The organism is Blastococcus mobilis, from assembly GCF_900188025.1.
In the GTDB taxonomy this organism is placed as follows: domain Bacteria; phylum Actinomycetota; class Actinomycetes; order Mycobacteriales; family Geodermatophilaceae; genus Blastococcus_B; species Blastococcus_B mobilis.
Window position 1 is genome coordinate 26,861 of sequence record NZ_FZNO01000027.1, and the last position, 17,373, is coordinate 44,233.

General features: G+C 71.1%; 16 protein-coding genes. 4 read left to right on the forward strand and 12 right to left on the reverse strand.

Going from position 1 to position 17,373, the window contains the following annotated elements; translation table 11 throughout:
* Positions 1-24 precede the first annotated feature (24 nt).
* A complete protein-coding gene (locus tag CHB94_RS19920; protein ID WP_089338304.1) occupies positions 25-1,251 on the reverse strand; it encodes an ABC transporter substrate-binding protein in 1,227 nt (408 codons plus the stop codon).
* Positions 1,252-1,387: 136 nt separating this feature from the next.
* Between CHB94_RS19920 and CHB94_RS19925 the strand changes: the two genes are divergently transcribed.
* Entirely contained in the window at positions 1,388-2,113 is a 726-nt protein-coding gene (locus tag CHB94_RS19925) for a TetR/AcrR family transcriptional regulator (RefSeq protein ID WP_089338305.1), read from the forward strand.
* A 10-nt stretch (positions 2,114-2,123) separates the two neighbouring features.
* Here CHB94_RS19925 and CHB94_RS19930 read toward each other — a convergent pair whose 3' ends face one another.
* From CHB94_RS19930 to CHB94_RS19940, 3 genes are read right to left on the reverse strand one after another with little or no spacing between them, the layout of a single operon-like run.
* Positions 2,124-3,242 carry a CaiB/BaiF CoA transferase family protein gene (locus CHB94_RS19930; protein ID WP_089338306.1) on the reverse strand — a complete coding sequence of 373 codons (1,119 nt, stop codon included), beginning with the start codon at positions 3,240-3,242 and terminating at the stop codon, positions 2,124-2,126.
* A 25-nt stretch (positions 3,243-3,267) separates the two neighbouring features.
* Positions 3,268-4,359: a phosphotransferase family protein gene (locus CHB94_RS19935; protein WP_217899394.1), complete on the reverse strand. Its 1,092-nt coding sequence runs from the start codon at positions 4,357-4,359 to the stop codon at positions 3,268-3,270.
* A gap of 2 nt (positions 4,360-4,361) precedes the next feature.
* Entirely contained in the window at positions 4,362-5,633 is a 1,272-nt protein-coding gene (locus CHB94_RS19940) for an acyl-CoA dehydrogenase family protein (protein WP_089338307.1), read from the reverse strand.
* A 117-nt stretch (positions 5,634-5,750) separates the two neighbouring features.
* On the opposite strand from CHB94_RS19940, the gene CHB94_RS19945 reads away from it, so the two are divergent.
* A complete protein-coding gene (locus tag CHB94_RS19945) occupies positions 5,751-6,530 on the forward strand; it encodes an enoyl-CoA hydratase-related protein (protein ID WP_089338308.1) in 780 nt (259 codons plus the stop codon).
* A gap of 24 nt (positions 6,531-6,554) precedes the next feature.
* On the opposite strand, the gene CHB94_RS19950 is transcribed toward CHB94_RS19945, so the two are convergent.
* Entirely contained in the window at positions 6,555-7,373 is an 819-nt protein-coding gene (locus CHB94_RS19950) for an SDR family NAD(P)-dependent oxidoreductase (protein WP_089338309.1), read from the reverse strand.
* A gap of 229 nt (positions 7,374-7,602) precedes the next feature.
* Between CHB94_RS19950 and CHB94_RS19955 the strand changes: the two genes are divergently transcribed.
* Positions 7,603-8,100 carry a thioesterase family protein gene (locus CHB94_RS19955; RefSeq protein WP_089338310.1) on the forward strand — a complete coding sequence of 166 codons (498 nt, stop codon included), beginning with the start codon at positions 7,603-7,605 and terminating at the stop codon, positions 8,098-8,100.
* Between the two features lie 26 nt (positions 8,101-8,126).
* Here the strand turns inward: CHB94_RS19955 and CHB94_RS19960 are convergent, their stop codons facing one another.
* From CHB94_RS19960 to CHB94_RS19970, 3 genes are all read right to left on the reverse strand, one after another.
* Entirely contained in the window at positions 8,127-9,455 is a 1,329-nt protein-coding gene (locus tag CHB94_RS19960) for an MFS transporter (protein WP_141137574.1), read from the reverse strand.
* Between the two features lie 158 nt (positions 9,456-9,613).
* Positions 9,614-10,588, reverse strand: a complete 975-nt coding sequence (locus tag CHB94_RS19965; protein ID WP_089338312.1) for an NAD(P)H-dependent flavin oxidoreductase — start codon at positions 10,586-10,588, stop codon at positions 9,614-9,616.
* A 213-nt stretch (positions 10,589-10,801) separates the two neighbouring features.
* Positions 10,802-11,428 carry a TetR/AcrR family transcriptional regulator gene (locus CHB94_RS19970; RefSeq protein WP_089338313.1) on the reverse strand — a complete coding sequence of 209 codons (627 nt, stop codon included), beginning with the start codon at positions 11,426-11,428 and terminating at the stop codon, positions 10,802-10,804.
* 118 nt (positions 11,429-11,546) lie between these two features.
* On the opposite strand from CHB94_RS19970, the gene CHB94_RS19975 reads away from it, so the two are divergent.
* Complete coding sequence (locus CHB94_RS19975) at positions 11,547-12,485, forward strand: NAD(P)H-dependent flavin oxidoreductase (protein ID WP_089338314.1); 939 nt, start codon at positions 11,547-11,549, stop codon at positions 12,483-12,485.
* 23 nt (positions 12,486-12,508) lie between these two features.
* Here the strand turns inward: CHB94_RS19975 and CHB94_RS19980 are convergent, their stop codons facing one another.
* The 4 genes from CHB94_RS19980 to dctP all read right to left on the reverse strand — a co-directional run bounded on the left by CHB94_RS19980 (position 12,509) and on the right by dctP (position 17,076).
* Positions 12,509-14,068: an AMP-binding protein gene (locus tag CHB94_RS19980; RefSeq protein ID WP_089338315.1), complete on the reverse strand. Its 1,560-nt coding sequence runs from the start codon at positions 14,066-14,068 to the stop codon at positions 12,509-12,511.
* Positions 14,069-14,131: 63 nt separating this feature from the next.
* Positions 14,132-15,499 carry a TRAP transporter large permease gene (locus CHB94_RS19985; protein WP_089338316.1) on the reverse strand — a complete coding sequence of 456 codons (1,368 nt, stop codon included), beginning with the start codon at positions 15,497-15,499 and terminating at the stop codon, positions 14,132-14,134.
* Positions 15,496-16,023: a TRAP transporter small permease subunit gene (locus CHB94_RS19990; protein ID WP_089338317.1), complete on the reverse strand. Its 528-nt coding sequence runs from the start codon at positions 16,021-16,023 to the stop codon at positions 15,496-15,498. The genes CHB94_RS19985 and CHB94_RS19990 overlap by 4 nt, the downstream gene beginning before the upstream one ends.
* A 75-nt stretch (positions 16,024-16,098) precedes the next feature.
* Positions 16,099-17,076 carry a TRAP transporter substrate-binding protein DctP gene (gene dctP / locus CHB94_RS19995; protein ID WP_176445661.1) on the reverse strand — a complete coding sequence of 326 codons (978 nt, stop codon included), beginning with the start codon at positions 17,074-17,076 and terminating at the stop codon, positions 16,099-16,101.
* Between the last annotated feature and the right edge of the window lie 297 nt (positions 17,077-17,373).

Here is a 17,373-nt window from a genome sequence, read left to right on the forward strand (position 1 = left end):
TCCAGTCCTCGCCGATGACCTGCGTCAGCAGCTCTTCTGCAGGCACTCGGCAGCCGTGCCGAGGTGCACCAGCTCGAAGTTCTCGTCGAAGCCGTAGGTGTGCCACTTCGCCGGGTCGTCGTCGTAGAGGACGTGGTCGTCCTCGGAGAACGGGTTCTCGATCGTCAGGCTGTCACCGATGTGGACGGTCTCGATGTCCTCGATCGCCTGGCGCACCGCCTCGAAGTCGGTGGCGTCACCGACCTCCTGGACGGCCTGTGCGTAGATGTCCAGTATCGCGTAGGTGCTGATGTTGTTGGTCGGGATCGCCGGGGCCTCGCCCGTCGCCTCCCGGACCGCGGCCAGCACCTCGGAGTCGCCGCCCTCGAGGAAGTTCCGCGGGTCGACGATCTGGATCTTCTCCCACTGCGACGGGTCGGCGACGTCCTTGTAGTTGGTGAGGATGGTGCCCGTCGTCATGATGGTCTTCGGCTCGAAGCCGGCCTGCTCGATCGCCCGGGTGACGGTCGCGGTGTCCGCGCCCTGCGTGATGCCCATGAACACCGAGTCGACGCCCGAATCCTTGAAGCGCTGGATGATGGCGTTGGCGTCGCTCGCGCCAGGCTGGATGGTCTCCTCAGCGGTGACCTCGTGGCCGTTCTCCTCCGCCCAGGACTTCAGGTGCTGGAGGTTGGACTGACCGAACCCGTCGGCGGAGTAGACGATGCCGACCTTCTGCCCGTTCGCCCACAGCCGCTCACCGAGGACCGCCATGATCTGCTGGTTGGTGAAGTTGGTCATGAAGGCCCAGTTGGGCTGGATGTCGTAGTTGATGATCTCGTCCGCGTTCGGACCAGGGAGCAGCCACGGCAGCTGGCTCTTCTGCACCACGTCGGCGACCTGGAGGGAGTTGCCCGAGAGCGGCGGACCCATCAGGGCGTGCACGCCCTTCTCGTTGATGAGCCGGCTGACTGCACGGGCCGTCTCCTCCGGGGACGCCTGGTCGTCCTCGCTGATCACCTCGAACCGGACGTCGTACTTCTCCTCGAAGTCGTCGGAGAACGTCTCGAAGGTCTGGTCCATGTACTCGTAATAGAGGGATGCGGGCCCCGTCTTGGGACCGACGACGCCGAGCTTGACCGTGATGACGCCGTCCTCACCCGCGCTGCCGGTCGCACCCCCCGCGTCGGCACCGCCACCGCAGCCGGTGAGCGCCAGCGCCGTGGCAGCGGCCACGCCGAGGGCCTTGTGCATCGACCGGAGCTTGCCCATCCGAATCCTCCTGAGGTGTGATCCACGCCATGTCGTTCGACGCAGGGATGCTATGCGGCTTAAGTCGTCTGCCACAAGTACTAGTGCTGATGTATGAGCGCCGGTCTTTACTGACTTACCTTGCTACGGTTCTCGCATGACAGAAGCATCGCTCCGCGCGGCGGACCAGGCGGGCGCCTCGCGGTCGCGGGCCGACCGGCTACCCGGCGCAGACGCGCGGACCCGCATCCTGCGGGCGGCGGCCCGGCTGCTGGCCGTGAAGGGCCTCGAGGGCGTGTCCCTGCGGGAGATCACCCGGTCCGCCGGGCACCGCAACACGACCGCGCTGCAGTACCACTTCGGCGACCGGGAGGGTCTGCTCCGGGCGCTCATGGACCTGCACGTCCCGCGCGTGTCGGTACGCCGGCACGCGCTGCTCGACCACCTCACCGCCCGGGGGGACGTCACCCTGCGGGAGGCAGCCGGCATCCTGGTGGACCCCCTGGTGACCGAGCTGCAGGACGAGGACGGCTCCGACTTCCTCCAGGTGGCCGCCCAGCTGGTCAACCGCTCCGAGGCACTGGTCAACCCACACGACGCCCTGGGTGCCCTGGTCTATGACCCGGAGGGGAGCTTGGAGCGGTGGTCGGTCCTGGTGGAGCCCCTGATGCCCGCCGGCACCGCCGGTCCCCCGCTGCACCGGCGGTTCGCCGCGCTGCGGTTCACGCATATCGAGCTCGGCCGCCGCGCCCGGATCGCGCCCGGGCAGCCGGCGGAGCTGTTCGCCAGCCAGCTGACCGATCTGGTCGCGGCCGTGCTCGGCGCGCAGCTGTCCGAGGAGACGAGCCGTCTGCTGGAGGAGCGCCGCGCCGAGCATCGCTGAGCCCGGCGACTCAGCCGTCCCCGGCGCCCCAGGCGGCGACGACGTCGGCCAGTTCGGCCTCGCGCGGCGCGCCCGGCACCTCGGTGGAGCGGTCCGACCCGACGGCATCCGCGCCGGCCGCGGGGAGGAAGCGGGGCGCCCGCACGGCCACCACCGAGCTGTCGCCGGCGTCGACGAGCGAGCGGCGGGCGGTGACGTGCCGATGGGCCGGCGCCTCGGCGAAGGTCAGCACCGGCGTTACGCAGGCGTCGGTGTCCTCGAACACCGCCACCCAGTGGTCGCGGTCGTGCTCGGCGAACCGGTCGGCGAAGAGCTTCGCCAGCTCCTGCCAGTTTGCTCGGTCGTCGCGGTCGGGCAACTCGTCGAGGCGGAGGCCGAGTCCGTCCACCAGCAGCGCGTAGAACTGCGGCTCGATGGATCCCACGGCCATGAAGCGGCCGTCGGCGCACCGGTATGTCCGGTAGTACGGCGCAGCGCCGTCCAGCAGGTTGTCGCCGCGCGTGTCGTTCCAGAGACCGATGTCCCGCAACTCGAGCAGCGCCTGCACCAGAACGCTCGCGCCGTCCACCATCGCCGCGTCCACGACCTGGCCTTCGCCGGTGCGCGCGCGCTCGACCAGCGCGCCGAGCACGCCTACGACGAGCATCATCGACCCGCCCCCGTAGTCCCCGACCAGGTTCAGCGGCGGGAACGGCCGCTCCGCCGGCCCGACCGCGTGCAGGGCCCCGGTGAGCGAGATGTAGTTGATGTCGTGCCCGGCGCGGGGAGCCAGCGGACCGTCCTGGCCCCACCCGGTCATCCGGGCGTAGATGAGCCGGGGGTTGTCGGTCAGCAGGCCCTGCGGACCGAGCCCCAGTCGCTCCATCACGCCGGGCCGGAAGCCCTCCACCAGCACGTCGGCGCGGGCCGCGAGGGTGCGGACCCGCTCGAGGTCCTCCGGCCACTTCAGGTCGGCCTCGGCCACCGTTCGCCCTCGCAGCGTGTGCCGGTCGGTGGCGGCCTCCCGGCGCCCTGGGCGCTCGACGCGGACCACCTCGGCACCGAGGTCGGCGAGCATCATGCATGCGTGCGGGCCGGGTCCGATGCCGGCCATCTCCAGGACTCGGACGCCTTCCAGGGGTCGGCTCATCTGTGTGCTCCTTCTCCGCCGGTCATCAGGTTCCGGTGATCTCGCGGGCACGCGCCAGGAGCACGAGACTGCCGGCGTGGAGCCGGTCGCCCACCTCGCGGGGGGCGAGGCCGGCGCACGCACGGGCATAGGTGCCCTCCTGCACGATCGCGAGCTTGTAGCAGGCCAGGACGACGTACCAGTCGACCGAGGACAGGTCACGGGTGGAGCGCTCGGCGTACTCCCGGACCAGGTCGTCGCGGTCCACGACGCCGGCGAGCGCGCGGACGCCGTCGGACAGGATCTCGGGCCCGTCTCCCCGCGGCCAGGTGGCGAGCAGCCACCCGAGGTCGAGCAGCGGGTCGCCGATGGTGGTCATCTCCCAGTCGACGACCGCGGCGACGGAGCCCGTCCGGTGGTCGCACAGGACGTTGGCCAGGTGGTAGTCGCCGTGCAGGATGCCGGGTCGCCACTGCGCGGGGCGGTTGTCGTCGAGCCAGTCCCCCAGCGCTTCGACCCCAGGGAGGTCCGGCCCGTCGTACCCCGCGAACGAGCTGTAGGAGACCAGCTCCGAGCGCCATCGGCCGACCTGGCGCTCGAGGAAGCCGGTCGGGTTCCCCATGTCGCCCAGGCCGACGGCCTCGTGGTCGACGGCGGCCAGCGTGGCGGCGGCCGCCGCGGTGGACAGGCAGAGGTGGCGCCGGACATCCAGGGAGCGGGACGCCGCTCCGGAGAGCCCGACGGCGGGATTGAACCCGTCCACCTCCTCCATCAAGTAGAAGACGGCCCCTCCGAGCACCTCCTCGTCGGGGCAGGCGGCGATCAAGCGGGCGTGCGGCACCTCGGTGCCGCTCAGCGCCTCGAGGACCCGCATCTCGCGGCGCAGCATGTCGTTGGTCCGCGGCCGGAGGTGGCGGGGGCCGCGACGCAGCACCATGTCGCGGTCGCCGGTGCGGACCTTGATCAGCACGTTCTGCGTTCCGCCCCCAAGCGTCTCCCCCAGCCGCACGGGGCCGTCGGTGACGCCCTGCGACTGCATCCAGTCCTGGAGAGCGGCCACGTCGACCAGGTCCTCCACCCCGCTATCGGGTGACCGGACCTCGGCCGTGCGGCGCCGGGGCGGGGTGCCGCCTGCCACGGTCAGGCCTCTTCGGGGTAGAGGGCCCGTGCCCGTCGCTCCTGCTCGGGCCGGGTGTACGAGGGGATGTCGCCGTCGGCCGGCTTGTAGTCCCTGAGCACCTGCCGGGCGACCACCATCTTGTGCACCTCCGTGGGACCGTCGGCCAGGCCGACGTGGAAGGAGTTGATCACCAGCTCCGCGAAGGGCATGTCGTGGGAGAGGCCCAGCGACCCGTGCAGGTGCAGCGCGGTCGAAGCGATGTCGTGCAGCACCTTGGGCATCACCATCTTCACCGCGGACACGTTCTTGCGCAGCGATTTCCAGTCGTGCCCCTGGTCGGCCAGCCATGCGGTCTCCAGGACCAGCAGCCGGAACTGCCTGATCTGCACCCACATGTCGGCGATGCGCTCCTGGACCATCTGCTTGTCCGAGAGGAGCTCGCCCTTGGTGGTGCGCGACAGCACCCGCTGGCAGGTCAGGTCGAAGGCCCGGGTGGCCTGGGCGAGGGTGCGCATCGCATGGTGCATCCGGCCGCCACCCAGCCGGGTCTGGGCGACCGCGAACGCCTCGCCCCGCGGTCCGAGCATCTGCGACTCGTGCACCCGCACGTCGGTCAGCCGCAGGTGTGCGTGGGTGGGCTCCGGCTCGCCGTAGAAGCCGTAGTTGCGCAGGTTCTCGATGCCCGGGGTGCCCCTGTCCACGATGAACATCGACGACCGCTTGTAGGGGTCGGGGTGGTCGGGGTCGGTCACGACCATCATGATGAGGAAGGCCGCGGTGTCGGCCTCGGAGGCGAACCACTTCTCCCCGTTGATGACGTAGGTGTCCCCGTCCAGCACCGCGCGGGTCTCGAACGCGGTCGGATCGGCACCGCCCTGCGGCTCCGTCATCGAGAAGCAGGAGACCACCTCGTTGGCGAGGAGTGGCTCGAGGTACTTCTTCTTCTGCTCCGGCGTGGCGTAGTGCGCCAGGATCTCGGAGTTGCCGGTGTCGGGCGCCTGGGATCCGAACACGATCGGCCCGAACCGGGACATCCCGAACTTCTCGTTCATCAGCGCCAGCTTCAGCTGCCCGTAGCCGGGGCCGCCCAGCTCCGGCCCCAGGTGGCACGCCCACAGCCCCCGCTCCCTGACCTCCCGCTGCAGCGGCCGCACGAGCCGCTCGAACTCCGGGGCGTGGATGTCCCACTGGCTGCCCAGGATGTAGTCCAGCGGCTGCACCTTCTCCCGGACGAACGTCTCGATCCAGTCCAGCTCCGCCTGGAACTCGGGTTCGGTCTCGAAGCCCCACATGGTGTGCCCACTTCCTGCGTATTGAGTCAGGTGCATTAGATGCTACAACGCATGCACTATAAACGCATACGAGTGGCATGCCACAGATGCGCGGACGCCCGCCACCGAGGAGGAGTCATGACGCCGACCGACCCCGCGAGGACGCTCCGGGTGGAGCACCGCCACGGCGGAGTGCTCGTCATGACGATGCAGCGTCCGGAGCGGCGCAACGCCGTCGACCAACCGCTGGCCGACGCCATCGACGCGGCCATGCACCGGCTCGAGCACGAGGACGGTCTCCGGGTCGGCGTGCTCACCGGGGACGGTGGCTACTTCTCCGCCGGCACGGATCTGACGCTGGAGGCCAGCCCCACCACCCCGGACGGCGGCGAGTACGGCTTCGTGCGGAGGTCGAGGACGCGGCCGCTCATCGCCGCCGTGGAGGGGTTTGCCCTGGGTGGCGGCATGGAGATGGTCCTGGCCTGCGACCTGGTCGTGGCCGCGGAGGACGCGGTCCTGGGGCTGCCGGAGACGCTGCGCGGCGTGGTCGCCAACTGCGGCGCCCTGTTCCGGGCGCCCGAGCGGCTCGGCCCGCAGGTCGCGATGGAGCTGCTGCTCACCGGCAGCCGGCTCGCCGCGCCGCGCGCGCACGCGCTGGGGCTGGTCAATCGACTCGCCCCTCCGGGCGCCGCCCTGGACACCGCACTGGAGCTCGCGACCGAGGTGTGCGGGGCGAGCCCCGACGCCGTCGCCGCCACGCTCCGCGCTGCCTTCGCCTCCCGCACCCGGCGGGAGGCGGACGAGTGGGAGCTCACCGAGCGCGCGGCCGCCGAGGCCGCGGCGTCCCCCGATCGCGCCGAGGGCATCGCCGCCTTCTTCGCGAAGCGCACCCCGCGCTGGGCCCACCCAGGCACCTGAGCCGGCCGTCGGCGCCCCGCGGCGTCACATGTGCTTGATGGTGAGCCCGCCGTCGACCGGGATACTCGCGCCGGTGACGTAGCCCGACGCCGGCAGGCACAGGCTGAGCGTCATCTGCGCGACCTCCTCCGCGAACCCGTATCGACCCAGCGGGACCCGGCGCCGGGCGTAGGCCTTCTTCTTGTCGACCGGGAAACGCTCGGTCATCGCCGTCTCGATGGGCCCGGGCAGTATGCAGTTGACGGTGACACCCTGCGGGCCGAGCTCCACCGCCAGGCTCCGGGTGAGGCCCGCGACTGCCGCCTTGCTGGCCGCGTAGCCCACCAGGCCCGACATCGCCATGACGGCCTCGGTCGAGGCGATGTTCACGACGCGCGCACTGTCGGACGCCAGCAGGTGCGGCAGCGCGTACCGCACCAACCGGACCTGCGCCGTGACGTTGACATCGAGGGACCGTGACCACAACTCCTCGAACTCTGCCTCCTCCTGGACGCAGTCGTTGCGGACCGAGATCCCGGCATTGTTGATCACCACGTCGATGCCGCCGGCCCAGGCGACGGTCTCCTGCACCAGGCGTGCGAGGTCGTCGGGTCGCGCCACGTCGCAGACGACGCCGAGCGCGGCCCGGTCGCCGTGCGCCTCACGGATCTCGGCGACCACCGCCTCGACCCGGTCCGTGCCGAGGTCGGCCACCACGACTCGGGCGCCCTCGTCGGCGAACACGCGGGCGGTGGCCCGACCCATGCCGCTGGCCGCCCCGGTGACGATGACCCGCCGGCCGGCGACCGACCGCGACAGGGTGGAGAGCCGGCGTCCCGGCGTGGTGGTCGTGAAGTCGATCATGGGATTCCTTCCGTCGCGCCGGGGAGACCCTCCGGCGGCGCTACCTGTTCAGTAGGTCGGTGCTCCGTGGCACCCCCTGCAGCGCGAGGCGCATGCCCGACCCCGACGCAGGGACGTGCGGTCGCGCTGGCCACCAGAGCGACGCAGTCGGGAAGCGGCGGAACCACAGGTGCGGACGCCTGCGTGGCAGTATCCTAGCGTTCGTTCGTTCAGAGAGGCGGGAGCCGCTGTGAGAACCGCACCAGACATCGACGTCGTCCGCACCCTGCCGATCCGCCACGACGCCGAGGTCACGCAGGACTTCATCGACGTCAACGGGCACATGAACATCACGCAGTACCTGAGACTCGGCGCGGAGGCCGTCGACCTCGCGCTGCGCGCCGCCGGCATGGACGACGACTACCGGGAGCGCCGGCACCTCAGCTGCTTCGCCGTCGAGCACCACCTCACCTACCGGGCGGAGATGCACCTCGGGCAGGAGATCACCGCCCACCCGCAGCTGCTGGCACGCTCCGACCGGGCCGCTCACGCGATGGTCTACCTGGTCGACGCGACGAACGACCGGCTGGCGAACACCCTCGAGGTCGTCCTGGTGCACGTCGACATGCGCACCCGGCGCTCGGTGCCGTTCCCCGACGAGGTCGCCGAGAGCCTGGACGCGATGGTCCTGCGGGACGTCGCCGTCCTGGATCCGCCGCTGTGCGGGGTCATGGGCGTCCGCGGCTGAGTCACCTGCGCACCGGCCGCTTCGGGTCAGGCGGCAGCGAGCCGCCCACGCGTCAGCACAGCCAGGGCCGCCGTCACCAGTGCCAGCAGGACCAGGGCGACGGCCCAACCGAGCTCGGCCCCCAGTCCGGCCACCGCGGCACCGAGGCTCCCCCCGGCGAAGAAGACCAGGGTGGCCAGACCCAGCGAGACCCCGGCCAGGTCCACGGGCACGCCGTCGTGCACGACCGTGCTCATCGCCGGCTGACCCACCGAGTAGGCGGTGTACGCGAGCGCGACCGCCACCGCGTGCCCCCACGGCGAGATCCAGGTCGCGGCCAGGGAGGTGAGCACCGCCGCGGTCGCGCAGGCGGCGGCCACCGTGACCGACGGACCCGCTCCGCGCCGGTCGACCAGACGGGCGACACCCAGGGAGACCAGCACGCCGACGACCGCGCCCGGCAGCATGAGCAGACCGATCCGCACAGCACTCCAGCCGCGCGCGGTGAGGACGGCCGGGATCACGACGAGCAGGCCGAAGTAGGCGATGGTGGCTGCACTCGCCCCGATGGCGCCGGCCAGGACGTGGTGCCGGCGCAGCACCGCCCGGGGCAGGAAGCCCGTCGGCCGGAGCCGGACCTGGAGCAGCACCAGCGGGAGACCGGCGATCACCATGGCCGTTCCCGCCAGCAGCGCACCGGGACCGAGCACCGGTGCCTGCACGAGGAGCACCACCCCGCCGGCGACCGCTGCCACGACGACCGCTCCGGGGTGGTCCAGCCGCGCGCCGGAACCCTGCCGGGGGATCACCCGCCAGAGCAGGCCGAGGCCCAGCAGCCCGAACGCGGGGAACAGCATGGTGGACTGCCAGCCCACGGCATCGGTCAGCACGCCACCCAGCACGGGCCCGAGGGCGCTGATGCCCACGGACGTACCGACCAGGACTCCCATGGCCCGCACGCGGACGCCAGGTGGGTAGAGCACCTGCAGCGCCGCGATGGTGAGGGTCGGGGCCGCCGCGGCGCCGGCTCCCTGGAGGAGCCGGGCGACGACGAGCAAGCCGTACGTGGGCGCCAGTGCGGCCAGCACGCCCCCCACCGCGAGCAGCGCGACGCCGAAGCCGAGCGGCCCCCGGATGCCACGGCTGTCGCCGAGCCGGCCGTAGAGCGCCGTCCCGACGGCGACCATGAGCGTGTACGCCGCGAGCACCCACACGCCGCGGCCCGCGGCGACGTCGTAGTGCTCCACGACCGCCGGCACGGCCACTGCGGCCGCGGCGCTGCCCATGCCACTGGTGCCCATGAGCGTGCCGAGAAGTGCCCCTATCCCGATCGGGCCGAGGCGGTCGGCCGGCCCCCCGGACCGTGTGCGCAACACGGCCTCGAGTCACTCCGACCTGGTGGAGGAGGAAGCGCGACGCCGCCCCTGGGCCTCGTCCCCGCGAGTGTGCACGGCTGCACCCGGGGCCGGGCGGACCGAGCCCGTCACGGGCTGGAGCGATCGCTGCGTCCGGACCATGCCCGCTTGGTCCCTGCTCAGCCGGCGATGCCGAGCCGGTCGTGGATGAGCGTCTCGGCGTCGGCCACGATGCGGGACACGACCGCCTCGCAGCTCGCGACGTCGTCGATGAGGCCCTGGGCCTGACTGGCCCACCACAGACCGTCCTCCATGTCGCCGCCGGCCAGGACCCGCTCGCGACCTCGGACGCCGCTGGCGAGGTGGGCGACGTCGTCGAAGGTCGCGCCGGGGCGCCGCGAGAGCTCGATGATCTCCTCCGACACCGAGTTGCGGACCACCCGACCGGTGTTGCCGAACTCCCGGAAGACCAGGACGGTGTCGCGCTCGGTGTTGCGGACGATCTGCTGCTTGACGTTGTCGTGGACCGGCGCCTCGTCGGTCGCCATGAACCGGGTGCCCATGTTGACGCCCACTGCTCCGAGCGCGAGCGCGGCCACCAGCCCGGCGCCGGTCGCGATACCGCCCGAGGCGATGACCGGGATGTCGAGCGCCTTCACCGCGGCCGGGATGAGCACGAGCCCGGGGACGTCGTCCTCCCCCGGGTGGCCGGCGCACTCGAAGCCGTCGATGCTGATCATGTCCACGCCGAGCGCCTGGGCCTTCAAGGCGTGCCGCACCGACACCGCCTTGTGCACCACCTTGACCCCGGCGGACTTGAAGTGCTCCATGTGCGGGCCCGGGTTGGCCCCGGCCGTCTCCACCACCGTGATGCCCGACTCGATGATCGCCTGCCGGTACTCCTCGTAGGGCACCGGCTTGATGGTCGGCAGGATCGTCAGGTTGACGCCGAACGGCTTGTCGGTCAGGTCGCGGGTGCGGCCGATCTCCTTGACCAGGTCCTCGGGGGTCGGCTGGGTCAGCGCAGTGAGGAAGCCGAGCGCTCCGGCGTTCGCCACGGCGCCGATCAGCTGGGCCGTGCCGACGGCTGTCATGCCGCCGCAGGAGATGGGGTGCTCGACGCCGAACATCTCGGTGAACGTGGTGCGGATCATGGGTCCTCCTGGTCGCGTGCTGGCAGGCATCGGCCGGCGCAGGTGACCAGCGCGACGGCGTCGCCCTCGCCACCGCCGCGACGTCCACGGCGGCAGGAGGAGCGCAGAGGCGCACCATGAACCGCCTGACGAACTGAACGAGCGCTCGGTTACCCTTCGAACCATGCATCTTTGCGAGCACGCTGTCAAGGGCGCGCGGCACGACCGGGGAACTCAGGCGGGAGTGGTGCCGACCGCGGGACCGCGAACGGTGGCGAGCGCAAGCTCGGCGTACCGGTCGGACATCTCCTCTGGCTTGGTGCCGCCCCCTAGGCGGTACCACGACGCCACGGAACGGCCCATGTTGATCACGGCCCGGGCGGCCTCCCGGGGGTAGGGCGTCGCGAACTCGCCCATCTCGACCCCGCGCTCGACGATGTCGCGGAAGAGGCTCTCCTGCTCGTCGCGGAGCGCGACGACCAGCCTCCGTCCCGCCGACTCCAGGCTGCGGAGCTCGGAAGCGCCGATCAGCGCCTCCGCCTGCCGAGTGGTGTGGAACTCGATCCACGCCCGGACGACGGCCTGCAACTGGTCGGCAGGGGACGACCCGGCGGTCATGAGCGCCTGGCGGGTTGAGCCGATCACGTCGCTCAGCGTCTTGGCCATGATCTCGGCCAGGATCTCCTGCTTCGACGGGTAGTGGTGGTAGATCGACGCCACCGTGACCTCGGCGTCCCGGGCGATGTCACGCATGGACGTGCCGTGGTACCCGCGCTCGGTGAAGTTCGCTATCGCGGCGCGGAGGACGACTTCCTTGCCGCCTCGGATGCGCGGCTTGCCGGCCGCGGTCATGCCCTCCATGCCTTCGCTCCTCGCCTCGTCACGCGCAGTCGCAGGCACGGTACGCGCTCCGGGGCGCCTTGACCCAGCACAAGGGTCATCCTAAGGTGTCGAACGATCGTTCAGTTTGGAGATCGAAATGGCCGCCGCGCCTCGCCTGCCCGCAGCCGTCGCCGAGCGGCTGCGCATCCCGGCCATCGCCGCCCCAATGCTGGCTGTGAGCGGCCCGGAGCTCGTCGCCGCCGCCTGCCGCAGCGGCGTGGTCGGGGCGTTCCCGACGGTGAACGCCCGTTCGACCGGCGAGCTCGACGATTGGCTCTCGGGCCTCGCGACGCAGCGCGGCAACCAGGCGTGGGCCCCGTGGTGCCCCAACCTGATCATCCGCCAGCCGCGCCTGGCCGACGACCTCGAGACGCTCGTACGTCACCGCGTCGAGATGGTGATCACCAGCGTGGGCCCCCCCGCCGAGGTGGTCCCGGCCCTGCACGACGCGGGCGCCCTGGTGCTCGCCGACGTGGCGACGATGCGCCATGCGCAGCGGGCGGTCGAGGCCGGGGTGGACGGGCTCGTGTTGCTGACCGCGGGCGCCGGTGGTCAGACGGGGTGGCTGAACCCCTTCTCGTTCGTGCGCGAGGTGCGCCGCTGGTACGACGGCCTCGTCATCCTGGCCGGCGGCATCGGCGACGGGGTGGCGTTGCGCGCCGCCCGCACGCTGGGAGCCGACCTGGGGTACCTCGGCACCCGCTTCATCGCCACAGAGGAGAGCCGCGCCGCGCCGGCCTACAAGCAGATGCTGGTCGACAGCGGCATGGACGACGTCGTCCTCACCAAAGCGTTCACCGGCCTGGCCACGAGCATGCTGCGCCCCTCGATCGAGGCGGCCGGTCTGGACCCCGAGCGCCTCGACGAGCAGGTGAGGCCCGAGACGGCGGCGGCCATGTTCGGCTCGGGGGCGGAGGGCCCCCGCCGGTGGACGCACATCTGGAGCGCCGGCCACTCGGTCTCCGCCGTGGCGTCCGTGCCGAGCGTCGCGACGCTGACGGACGAGCTCACCGCGGAGTACCACGCGACGGAGTAAGGAACGGCCGCGCGGGCCCGGCGTCACCGGGCCCGCAGCGCCTTCTTGTCGATCTTGCCGACGACGGTCAACGGCAGCTCGCTGAGCACACGGACCTCCTTGGGCGCCTGCACCGGCCCCTTGAGCTCCCTGACCCGCGCGATGAGCTCCGCCTCGTCGACCGTGGCCCCCGGCTTGAGGACCACGGCGGCCGTGACCGCCTCGCCCCACTTCTCGTCGGGGACACCGTAGACCGCCGCACTGGCCACGTCGGGGTGCGCGGTGAGCGCGTCCTCGACCTCGCGGGGGAAGACGTTGAAGCCACCCGTGACGATCATGTCCTTCTTGCGGTCGACGATCGTCAGATAACCGCGCCCGTCGAGGGTGCCAATGTCGCCGGTGTGCAACCAGCCGCCGGCCAGCGCCTCCTCGGTGAGCTCCGGCAGGTCGTGGTACCCCTCCATCGCCGCCTGTCCGCGAACGCAGATCTCCCCCGCCTCCCCGGTCGGCACCGGTGCCCCGTCCGGCCGGAGCAGCGTCACCGACGTGCCGTGAACGGGGAATCCGCACGAGACGAGCAGGCCCGTGTCCTCCAGGCGACCACGGCGGTGGTCCTCCCGCGACAGGTAGCTGATCGGATAGCACTCGCTCTGGCCGTACAGCTGGGCGAAGACGTCCCCCAGTCGCTCCTGCCCCTCCGCCAGCCGGGTCGGCGACATGGCGGAGGCACCGTAGAGCACGAGCTCCAGGGACGACATGTCCGTGCGGTCCAGCTCCGGGTCGTCGAGCAGGACGTAGATCATCGTCGGCACGAACAGCGCCATCGTGATCCGGTGCTCCTCGATCGCCCGCAAGGCGCCGGTGGGCGTGAAGCCGTCGAGCAGGTGCACGCTGCCACCGCGGTGCAGGACCGGCAGGATCTTGGTGCCCGCCACGTGCGTGATCGGTCCGGCCGCCAGGTAGCGGGGCTCGGCGGGCAGCTCGAAGTCGGTGAGGACCGAGCGGGAGTGCCCGAGCACCGAGGAGTGCCGGTAGCGCACGCCCTTCGGTTTGCCGGTGGTGCCGCCGGTGTAGTTGAGCCACACCAGGTCGCCGGCGTCCGCCACGTCCACCGCCGTGCTTGCGCCCACCTGCTCCCGGGCGGCGTGCAGGTCGCGGCCCGTCTCCGCGGGACCGAAGGTGAAGAGGTGCTGCAGGCCGGCGTGCTCGGTGAGGTCGCAGCCGCGCTGAGCGAACTTCGCCGGATCGACGAACAGCGCCTGGACGCCGGCGTCGCCCAGTTGGTACAGGTGGTCGGCAAGGGATCCCAGCGGGTGCAGGTACGTGACGATGAGGCCGCTGCACCAGGCGGCGGTGGCGGTGAGCCACGAGTCGACCCGGTTGCCCGAGAGGATCCCGATTCGGCTGCCCGGTCCCAGGCCGGCGGTCGCGAACACCGTCTGCGTGCGACCGATCGCGTCGAGCGCCTGGCCGTAGCTCAGCGAGCCCCGGACGGCGTCCGGGCCCTCACCCCAGGTGAAGGCGGTGCGGTCCTGGGGATAGCGACGCAGTGCGCGCAGGATGACTCCCCCAACCGTGGACTCACCCTGGTGAGTCGCGGCCATGGCTGGCTCCTTCCTCGAGGTGGGCACCCGCCCGCCCTCAGACGGCCGGCTGCGGGCAGTGGGCTACTCGGCGAGCAGGCCGGGCAGCCAGAGGGCGATGTCGGGGACCACGAAGACCGCGGCTACCACGGCCAAGGAGACGAAGACGAAGGGCGTGACCCCGCGGAAGACGCTCTCGAGGCGAAGACCAGAGGTCATCGAGACCACGAACGTGTTCATGCCCACCGGTGGGGTGACGAGGCCGATCTCGAGCATCATCACGAACAGCACGCCGAACCAGACACCGTCGTAGCCGAGCTCGGTGATGACCGGGTGGACCAGCGGGACGACGATCACGAGGATCGACAGGGTCTCCAGGAACATGCCCAGCGGCACCATGACCGCGAGGATCCCCACGACGATGACCCAGCCCGGGACGTCGAACCCTACGACCCACTGGGTGAGCTGCATCGGGATCCGGGCCATCACCAGGAAGGTCGACAGGACTCCGGCGCCCACCACCAGGGCGAAGGCCATGGAGGTGACCGACGCCGCCTCGAGCACCGCCCCGCGGGCTCGCGAGAACATCGGCCGGAGGCCGCTGCGGAGGTTCTCGGAGACGAGCATCACCAGGGCGATGAGCGCTCCGATGGCCGCCGACTCGATCACGGTGAAGAGGCCGGTGAGCATCCCGAGCAGGATCGCGGCGAAGATGGCGGCGATCCACGCGGTGGCGCGGAAGCGCTGGAAATTCGTTACCTCGGCCTGCTCCTCGTCCGCGGCCGACGGCGCCTTGCCTCCCGCTGCGGCGAGCGCCTGCGCCAGCGGGACCTGCCCGGGCACGACGTTCTGGCGGGCGCGCGCCGCGATGAAGGCGGCGTACGCCAGCGCGGCCACGATGCCGGGCACCACGCCGGCCATCAGGAGGTCGGCGATCGACTCGCGGGCGATGACGCCGTAGAGGACCAGGGCGACGCTCGGCGGGATGAGGATGCCGAGCGTCCCGGCGACGGCCACGATGCCGCCGGCGAAGGGTGCCTTGTAGCCGTGGCGCATCATCTCGTGCGCCGAAATCTTGCCGATGCTGGCCGCGGTGGCCACCGACGAGCCGGAGACCGCGGCGAAGCCCGCACAGGCGCCCACAGTGGCGATGCCCAGTCCGCCAGGCAGCCGACGGAGCGCGACGGTTGCGGCGCTGTAGACACGCTCGGCCAGCCGGCCGTGCAACGCGAACATCCCGAGCAGGATGTACATCGGGATGATCGCGAGGCTGTACTTGTGGGTCTCGTTGAACGGCACGGAGCCGAGCACCGAGGTGGCCAGTTCGGCGTCGCGGAGCAGCGCGATGCCGACGCCACCCGACGCGGCCAGGGCGAAGGAGACGGGGGTCTCCGCTGCCAGCAGGAAGAAGAAGAGCCCGAAGACGATCAGGGTGATCAGGTCGACGCTCACAGGTGCGCCTCCGCCGGCCGCTCCATCCGGCCCTCCACCGCGGGCCGGGAGGTCCACCGGCGCCACAGGCCGAGGAGGCACTCGAGGGTCAGGAAGCTGAACCCGACGGCGATGATCAGCTTGGTGGGCCAGACCGGGAAATCGACGATGCCCTGGGTGAACTCGCCGCGCTCCATCGAGACCATCGCCTGCTCCCACGTGGCCTTGGCGAAGACGGCCACCACGACGGTCGAGACGACGCCGCCGACCAGCCGGACCACCCGCGCGACGGCGTGCGGCATCCGCGAGGTCCCGAGCGTCACCCGCACGTTGGTCTCGGTGCGCTCGGCGTACGCGAAGCCGAGGAACACCACGATCACCAGGAGCATGGCGGCCAACTCGTAGGCACCCGCCAGCGAGCCGTTCCCGACGAGCCTGTTGCCCACGTCGGCGATCATCGTGAACATCATGGCCAGCGTGCAGACCGCGGCGAGCACGGCGAGCAGCGCCGAGACCTTCCCAACCAGGTCGTCCAACTTCTTCATGCGGTCCTCCGGGACACGTGACGTGGGGCCGGGCAGGGCCGGCCCCACGTCACGGTGGTCGGTCGTGTCAGTGGGTCAGACGCCGGCGCAGATCTCGGCGGTGGTCGGCGCCTCACCCGTGGAGGCCTCCTCGATGTTGCTGAGGTAGGCGTCGAACATCGCCGGCGCGTCGGTCAACTCCGCGGCGCTCTCCTCCCAGGCGGCACGCTGCGCGTCCCCGGCCCGCTCGGCCCACGCCTGGCCGACCTCGTCCGGGCCGAGACGCTCCACGGTGGTGCCGGTCTCGGCGAGGGCGCTGCAGTTCTCCTCCATGGTCGGCACGAGGAACTCCTCGACATAGCTGCCGGCGATCTCCTCGCTGACCTCGCGCACGACCGCCTGCTGGTCCTCGCTGAGGGACTCGAACGCGTCGAGGTTCATCGTGTAGGCGTTCATGGCGTAGGAGCCCATGTACTCGCCGAGGTCGTAGACGTGCGGCGCGACCTCGGTCAGCCGGTAGTCCACGACGCTCTCGAGTGGGAAGGTGGCGCCGTCGACGACGCCGCGCTCCAGGGACTCGTAGATCTCGGCCGGGTCGATGGCGACGGGGTTGGCGCCCAGGGCGGCGATGCCGGTGCTCATGGAGCCGGAGGCCCGTAGGGACATGCCGGCGATCTGGTCCAGGGAGCTCACCGGCTCGACGGAGGCGAGCACCGGCATCGAGTTGTTGAATGTGTAGAGCATCGTGAGGCCCCGGTTCTCGTATTCGGCCCGGTAGTCCTCGTTGTCCTGGTACAGCTTGTTGAGGGCGTCCTGGTTCGCCTGGAGATCGCTGGTCTGAAAGGCCACCGACCCGATGTTGGCCAGGGTCATCTCCGGGTTGTACGCCGGCACGGACATCACGATGTCGGCCGTGCGGTCCTCCGCGCAGGCGATCGAGTCGGCCGCTCCGCAGAGCGAGCCGTTGTAGAAGGTCTCGAAGGTGACCGCCCCGTCGGTGCGCTCGGTCACCTCCTCCATCCAGGCCTCGAAGCCCCGAGAGGCCGGGTGGTCCTCGGTGAGGAAACTGCTCACGGTCAACTGGACCTCCGAGCCGGAACCTGACCCGGAGTCCGATCCGTCACTGCCGCACGCGGCGAGCAGGCCGAGCGACGTTGCGGCAATGAGGCCGACGGGCTTCCTGGTGCGCATGCTGGTCCTCTCAGAACCCCCGCGGGGGGCGGTCGGCCTGGACTGCCGCTAGGGCATGTGGTCCAGAGCATTCGAACGATCGTTCGGGAACCTACGGCGAGCCACACCGGCCGTCAACCCTTGGGAACCCGTGTCTAACAGAGAGGCGCACGACCCGAACCGAGCGAGCGCTTACTAGCT